This window comes from Kitasatospora sp. NPDC088779 (genome assembly GCF_040685395.1).
Classification (GTDB): Bacteria; Actinomycetota; Actinomycetes; order Streptomycetales; family Streptomycetaceae; genus Kitasatospora.
The window spans coordinates 315,040-321,193 of sequence record NZ_JBFBHW010000002.1; the positions used below are offsets into that span (position 1 = coordinate 315,040).

Consider the following 6,154-nt stretch of genomic DNA (forward strand, 5'->3'; position numbering starts at 1 on the left):
CGGCCGGCCCCTCCCCGGGGCCGGCCGCTACGGCGTTTCGGCCCGGATCTCGTCCAGCGACTCCCCCAGCACCCCCTTGGCCCGGGTGAACCAGTCGGCGATCACCGCGATCTCGTCCGGCGTGTAGTCGGCGAACAGCGCGCCGATCCGCTCAGCACCGGCGCCCCCGCACGCCGCGGCCCCCGTCGAGCTCCGTGCTCGGCGGGGGCTGTCGCGTTGTCCGGCTCAGACCAAGGCGCCCTGGGTGACGGGGGCCGTGGCGGTGGGCGGGGTGGTGCTGCCGGCGGTGGTGCCGAGGGCGCGCTGGACCTTGGCGACGGCGGCGCGGTACTGGAAGGAGGCCAGTTGGGGGGAGTCGCCGCCGCGCTGGAAGAAGCCGAAGGCCATGCCGACGGTGCCGAAGCGCTCGACGCCGACGAAGGCGTTCAGTTGGACGCCGGCCAGGGTGCCGTCGAGGCGGACGGCGGGCGCGTCCTGGCGGTCGCCGAGGGTGACCGGGGTGACGGTGAACGTCACCGAGTCGTTGGTGCCGGCGTTGAAGGTGATGGTGTGGCAGCTCTTGAGGGCCGCGGTGGCGGCGTCGAGGTCGGTGGTGAGCTTTCCCGCGTCCTCGGCGGTGAGGGACTCGGTCACCATCGGGTTGCCGCCCGGGCCGTCCAGTTCGGCCTCGGCGTGCGGGGTCTCGGGGCCGGGAATGCCGGTGTGCATGTTGATCAGGTCGCTGAGGGCGTCGCAGCCGTTGGCCGGGGAGGGCATCGTACTGGGGCCGGCGCTGGGGCTGGGGCTGGCCGTGCTGGGGACCTGGGTGAAGCCTGGGCCGACGTCGTCGACGGTGAGCAGGGCCGCGGTGAGTTGGTCGGAGGTGGGCAGGCCCTGGACGGACTGGCCGGGCGTCGCGGCCGCGGCGAGGTGGGCCGGGCCCAAGGCGACCGCCGCGGCGAGGGCGGCGGCGGCGAGGGCGTGGAGCGGCTTCGGGTGGGACATGCGGGCCCCCCGGTCGAGGGTGCGGGCAGGGACAGGCACCAGTGTCCCACCGGGCCTGGCAAGGGGCTCGCGGGCGCGGATCGCCGCAGGTCAGACCCCTTGGTCCGGCTGGTCCCCCTGGTCCACCGGGGGCGGGCCGGGGGTTTCGAGCGCTTCAAGGGTTTCGAGGGTTTCGGCGAGCCACTGCACCCAGAAGGCCTCCAGCCCGATGCCCGCCCGCAGCACGGCGTGCTGGAGGCGGTTCTCCCCGGCCGTCGCCTCGGCCGGGAAGTCGTGCCGCTCGATCTCCCGGTAGTCGTCCAACTGCGCGCGGTGCAGCGCCAGGTGCCGCCGCACCTCGGCCGCCAGGCCGTCCGTGCCGACCACCGCGGCGGCGCGCAGCCGTAGCAGCAGCGGTTCGCGGACGGCGCGCGGCTCGGCGCCCTCGGCCGTCCAGCGGGCGAGTTCGGCACGGCCCTCGGGCAGGACCTCGTACTCCTTCTTCTGCCCGCGGACGGGGCCGGACGGCGGGAGGGCCCGGATCTGCCCGGAGGCCTCCAGCCGGCCCAGTTCGCGGTAGATCTGCTGGTGGGTGGCGGGCCAGAAGAAGCCGATCGACTTGTCGAAGCGCCGGGTCAGCTCCAGCCCCGAGGACGGTTTCTCCAGCAGGGCGGTGAGGATGGCGTGCGGCAGCGACATGCCGTCGATCCTAGGGCGTGCCCAAGGCGTGCCCAGGTCCTGTCCGGCCGAACAGGGACCCAGCGCGCAAGGAAGGGTCAGATCGCGGCGGCCAGTTCGGTGCCCTGCTTGATGGCCCGCTTGGCGTCGAGTTCGGCGGCGACGTCGGCGCCGCCGATCAGGTGGGCCTCCAGGCCGCGCTCGCGCAGCGCCTCGTAGAGGTCGCGGCGCGGCTCCTGGCCGGTGCAGAGCACCACGGTGTCCACGGGCAGCAGTTGGCGCTCGCCGTCGACGGTGAAGTGCAGGCCGGCGTCGTCGATCAGGTCGTACGTCGCCCCGGCGACCATGGTGACGCCGCGGTGCCGGAGTTCGGTGCGGTGGATCCAGCCGGTGGTCTTGCCGAGCCCGGCACCGACCTTGCTGGTCTTGCGCTGGAGCAGGTGGACGGCGCGCGGCGGTGCGGGCCGCTCGGGGCGGCGCAGTCCGCCGCGCTCGCGGTACTCCGGGTCGATGCCCCACTTGGCCTGGAACACGGCCGGGTCGAGGCTGGCCGCGTCACCCGGGTCGGTGAGGAAGCCTGCCACGTCGAAGCCGATGCCGCCCGCGCCGAGGATGGCGACCCGCTCGCCGACGGGGGCGCCGTCGCGCAGGACGTCGAGGTAGCCGACGACGCTGGGGTGGTCAACTCCCGGCAGGTCGCCGGGGGTTCGCGGGGTGACGCCGGTGGCGAGGACGAGTTCGTCGAAGTTCTCGGCGGCGAGCCGGTCGGCGGTGGCGGTGGTGCCGAGGCGCTGGGTGACGGCCAACTCGGCGAGCCGGGTGCGGTAGTAGCGCAGCGTCTCGTCGAACTCCTCCTTGCCGGGCACGAGCCGGGCGGTGTTCAGCTGCCCGCCGATCGCCGCGGCGGCGTCGAACAGGGTGACGTCGTGGCCGCGTTCGGCGGCGGAGACGGCGAAGGCGAGCCCGGCCGGGCCGGCTCCGACGACGCCGATGCGCTTGCGCGACCTGGTGAGCGTGAGCACGAGTTCGGTCTCGTGGCAGGCGCGCGGGTTGACCAGGCAGGAGGTGATCAGGCCGCTGAAGGTGTGGTCGAGGCAGGCCTGGTTGCAGCCGATGCAGGTGTTGATGGCGTCGGCGCGGCCGTCCTCCGCCTTGGCGACGAAGTCGGCGTCGGCGAGCAGCGGGCGGGCCAGCGAGACCAGGTCGGCGCAGCCGTCGGCGAGCAACTGCTCGGCGATTTCCGGTGTGTTGATGCGGTTGGTGGTGACCAGCGGGATGCCGACGGTGCCCATCACCTTCCTGGTCGCCCAGGCGAAGGCGCCGCGCGGCACGGAGGTGGCGATGGTGGGGATGCGGGCCTCGTGCCAGCCGATGCCGGTGTTGATGATGGTCGCCCCGGCGGCCTCGACGGCCTGGGCGAGGCGGACGACCTCGTCGAGGGTGGAGCCGCCGGGCACCAGGTCGAGCATGGAGAGGCGGTAGACGATGATGAAGTCCTCGCCGACCCGCTCGCGGACCCGGCGGACGATCTCCACCGGGAAGCGCATCCGGCGCTCGTACGGGCCGCCCCATTCGTCCTCGCGCCGGTTGGTGGCCGCGACGACGAACTCGTTGATCAGGTAGCCCTCGGAGCCCATGATCTCGACGCCGTCGTACCCGGCGCGGCGGGCGAGTTCGGCGCAGCGGACGAAGTCCTGGATGGTCTGCTCGACCTGTGCGGCGGTGAGCTCGTGCGGGACGAAGGGACTGATCGGGGCCTGGAGGGCGCTGGGGGCGACCAGGTCGCGGTGGTAGGCGTAGCGGCCGAAGTGCAGGATCTGCAGGGCGATCTTCCCGCCGGCGGCGTGCACGGCGTCGGTGACGACGCGGTGGCGGTCGGCTTCGGCCCCGGTGGTGAGCATCGCGCCGCCCTCCCAGGGGCGCCCGGCCTCGTTGGGGGCGATGCCGCCGGTGACGATGAGGCCGACGCCGCCGCGGGCCCGCTCGGCGTAGAACTCGGCCATCCGCCGGTAGCCGTCGGGGGCCTCCTCCAGGCCGACGTGCATGGAGCCCATGACGACGCGGTTGGGCAGGGTGGTGAAGCCGAGGTCGAGCGGGCTGAGCAGGTGCGGGTAGCGGCTGCTGCCGGGGGTGGTGCTCATCGACGCGCTCATCGACGTCTCCTGGGGGCGGCGGGGGTCGGTGTTACCGCAGAGTAGGGGACGGCGGCTCGATGTGCAACTAGTTGCATAAGGGGGCCGCGGGCCGAGGCCCCGCGCTCTGCCGGTTCCCACCAACTCGCGGACATGATCCGCGTATTGTCAGATCGGCAGTGTGGGCAGCTGGGAGAGGACCGCCATGCGGGATAGCTCGATAGCCGTGATCGGCGGCAGCATCGCCGGAAGCGCCTTCGCCGGGGCCGCCGCCCGGCTGGGAGCGGACCGGATCGTGGTCCTGGAACGCAGCGAGGGCCAGTTGGAGGACCGCGGCGTCGGGATCTGCATCAACGACGACCGCTTCGACGAACTGGTCCACGCCGGCCACCTCCACGACGGCGTCCGCCGCCACCGCCTCACCGTCCGCCGCTGGGTCACCCGGGAGACGGCCGAGGACCGCGGCGGCGACGGACCGGACGGGCGCGGGCGGGTGCTCTGGAACCAGCCGATGCCGTTCCACTCCCACCACTGGGCCGTCCTCTGGCAGGCCCTGCGCGAACGCACCCCCGACCGGGTCGAGTTCCGGCAAGGCCACACCGTCACCGCGGCCGGCACCGACCGGGACGGCGCCTGGACGGCCGGCCCCGACGGCACCCGCGAACCGTACGACCTGGTGATCGGCGCCGACGGCTACCGCTCGGTGGTCCGCGCGGCGGTCTGCCCGCAGGCCCGACCCGCATACGCCGGGTACGTGTGCTGGCGCGGCAGCTACGACGCCGCACTGCTGGCGGAGCTGCCCGGCGGGGCCGCGGCCTGGCCGGAGGACGAGTGCGCCACCGTCTGCTACCCCGGCGGCCAGGTCGTGATCTACCGCATCCCCGGGCTCACCCCCGGCACCACCCAGGTGAACTGGGTCTTCTACGCGCCCACCCCCGCCTGGCTGCGCCTCGACGGCCCGACCAGCATCCCGGCGGGCACCCTCACCGACGGGCGGCTGGACGACCTGCGCCAGCTCGCCGAACGGCACCTGCCGCCGTACTGGGCCGCCCTGGTCACCCTCACCCCGCGCGAGCGGACCTTCCTCCAGCCCGTCTACGACCTGGAGACCCCGCGCCGCACGGCCGGCCGGCTGCTCCTCGGCGGGGACGCGGCCACCGTCGTCCGCCCGCACAACACCAGCGGCGCCGTGAAGGCCTTGCAGGACGCGCACGCCTTCGAGCAGGCCGGGCGGGCCGCCGCCGCGGACGGCGGGTCCTGGCCGGCCCTGCTGGCCGCGTACGACCAGGAGCGGGGCGTGGTCGGGCGGGAGCTGGTGGAACTGGGCCGACGGCTCGGCCGGGAGCAGGTCGCCGCCGCACCGGACTGGTCGGCCATGGACGGACCGGGGATGGACGCCTGGTGGCGCCGTCAGCTCACCGGCAGCGGGGGTTTCGGCGGCCACGCCCTCGGGCGTCCCGAGTGAGCGTGGGCCGCAAAGGCCGGTGGCCGCCGAAACCCCGTCAGATCACCTGCCGCGATTCACCTGCCGCGATCAGACGTTGACGCCGTAGTCGGTCGCGATGCCGCGCAGACCGGAGGCGTAACCCTGCCCTATCGCGCGGAACTTCCACTCCGCGCCGTTGCGGTACAGCTCACCGAAGACCATCGCGGTCTCCGTGGACGCGTCCTCGCTGAGGTCGTAGCGGGCGATCTCCTGGCCGTTGGCCTGGTTCAGCACCCGGATGAACGCGTTGCGGACCTGCCCGAAGTTCTGCAGCCGGGCGTCGGCGTCGTAGATCGACACCGGGAAGACCACCTTCGCCACGTCGGCCGGCACCCGCGCCAGGTCGACCTTGATCTGCTCGTCGTCGCCGTCGCCGCCACCGGTCAGGTTGTCGCCGCTGTGCTCGACCGAACCGTCGGGGCTGCGCAGGTTGTTGAAGAAGACGAAGTGCTGGTCCGAGACCACCTTGCCGAGCGCGTTGCAGAGCAGCGCACTGGCGTCCAGGTCGTAGTCGGCGCCCGTGGTGGTGCGCACGTCCCAGCCGAGACCCACGATCACGGCGCTCAGACCGGGCGCCTCCTTGCTCAGCGAGACGTTGCCGCCCTTGGCCAGTGAAACTCCCACAATGCCCTCCTCGATCTCTCCCTGCGGACGAATCTACAACACTGTAGAGATCACGGGAATCCACCTGCGGTCGGGCCCCACCCCGGGGATTTCTCAGGGGCTCCACCGGGAACCACCCATCATCCCGGCCCGCACCACCCCCACGCCGCCGCGCAGGCGGGGGTTGGAAGACACGCCCTAGACCCGTCCTTCGCACATAACGAGTTCGGATGATGTGGTGATGCGACCGGTACCCCGGTGGGGTGCCGGTCGTTGAGCCTGGCGTGTCGAT

At 73.1% G+C, this 6,154-nt stretch carries 5 protein-coding genes; 1 reads left to right on the forward strand and 4 read right to left on the reverse strand.

The genetic code is table 11. The annotated features are described in order from the left end of the window. Positions 1–225: 225 nt before the first annotated feature. The 3 genes from AB0P03_RS02905 to AB0P03_RS02915 all read right to left on the reverse strand — a co-directional run bounded on the left by AB0P03_RS02905 (position 226) and on the right by AB0P03_RS02915 (position 3,794). Positions 226–984, reverse strand: a complete 759-nt coding sequence (locus tag AB0P03_RS02905; RefSeq protein ID WP_363627632.1) for a hypothetical protein — start codon at positions 982–984, stop codon at positions 226–228. A gap of 90 nt (positions 985–1,074) precedes the next feature. Further along, positions 1,075–1,662, reverse strand: coding sequence for a PadR family transcriptional regulator (locus tag AB0P03_RS02910; RefSeq protein WP_363627633.1), 588 nt, complete (start codon positions 1,660–1,662; stop codon positions 1,075–1,077). A 77-nt stretch (positions 1,663–1,739) separates the two neighbouring features. Then, complete coding sequence (locus AB0P03_RS02915; protein WP_363627634.1) at positions 1,740–3,794, reverse strand: NADPH-dependent 2,4-dienoyl-CoA reductase; 2,055 nt, start codon at positions 3,792–3,794, stop codon at positions 1,740–1,742. 184 nt (positions 3,795–3,978) lie between these two features. Between AB0P03_RS02915 and AB0P03_RS02920 the strand changes: the two genes are divergently transcribed. Continuing rightward, positions 3,979–5,238, forward strand: coding sequence for an FAD-dependent monooxygenase (locus AB0P03_RS02920; protein ID WP_363627635.1), 1,260 nt, complete (start codon positions 3,979–3,981; stop codon positions 5,236–5,238). Positions 5,239–5,307: 69 nt separating this feature from the next. Here the strand turns inward: AB0P03_RS02920 and AB0P03_RS02925 are convergent, their stop codons facing one another. Further along, positions 5,308–5,883 carry a TerD family protein gene (locus AB0P03_RS02925; protein WP_350883073.1) on the reverse strand — a complete coding sequence of 192 codons (576 nt, stop codon included), beginning with the start codon at positions 5,881–5,883 and terminating at the stop codon, positions 5,308–5,310. Positions 5,884–6,154: the final 271 nt, after the last annotated feature.

Coding starts and splice junctions, on each gene's coding strand:
- AB0P03_RS02920 (WP_363627635.1), top strand. CDS start 3,979: ATGCGGGATAGCTCGATAGCCGTGATCGGCGGCAGCATCGCCGGAAGC.
- AB0P03_RS02915 (WP_363627634.1), bottom strand. CDS start 3,794: ATGAGCGCGTCGATGAGCACCACCCCCGGCAGCAGCCGCTACCCGCAC.
- AB0P03_RS02905 (WP_363627632.1), bottom strand. CDS start 984: ATGTCCCACCCGAAGCCGCTCCACGCCCTCGCCGCCGCCGCCCTCGCC.
- AB0P03_RS02910 (WP_363627633.1), bottom strand. CDS start 1,662: ATGTCGCTGCCGCACGCCATCCTCACCGCCCTGCTGGAGAAACCGTCC.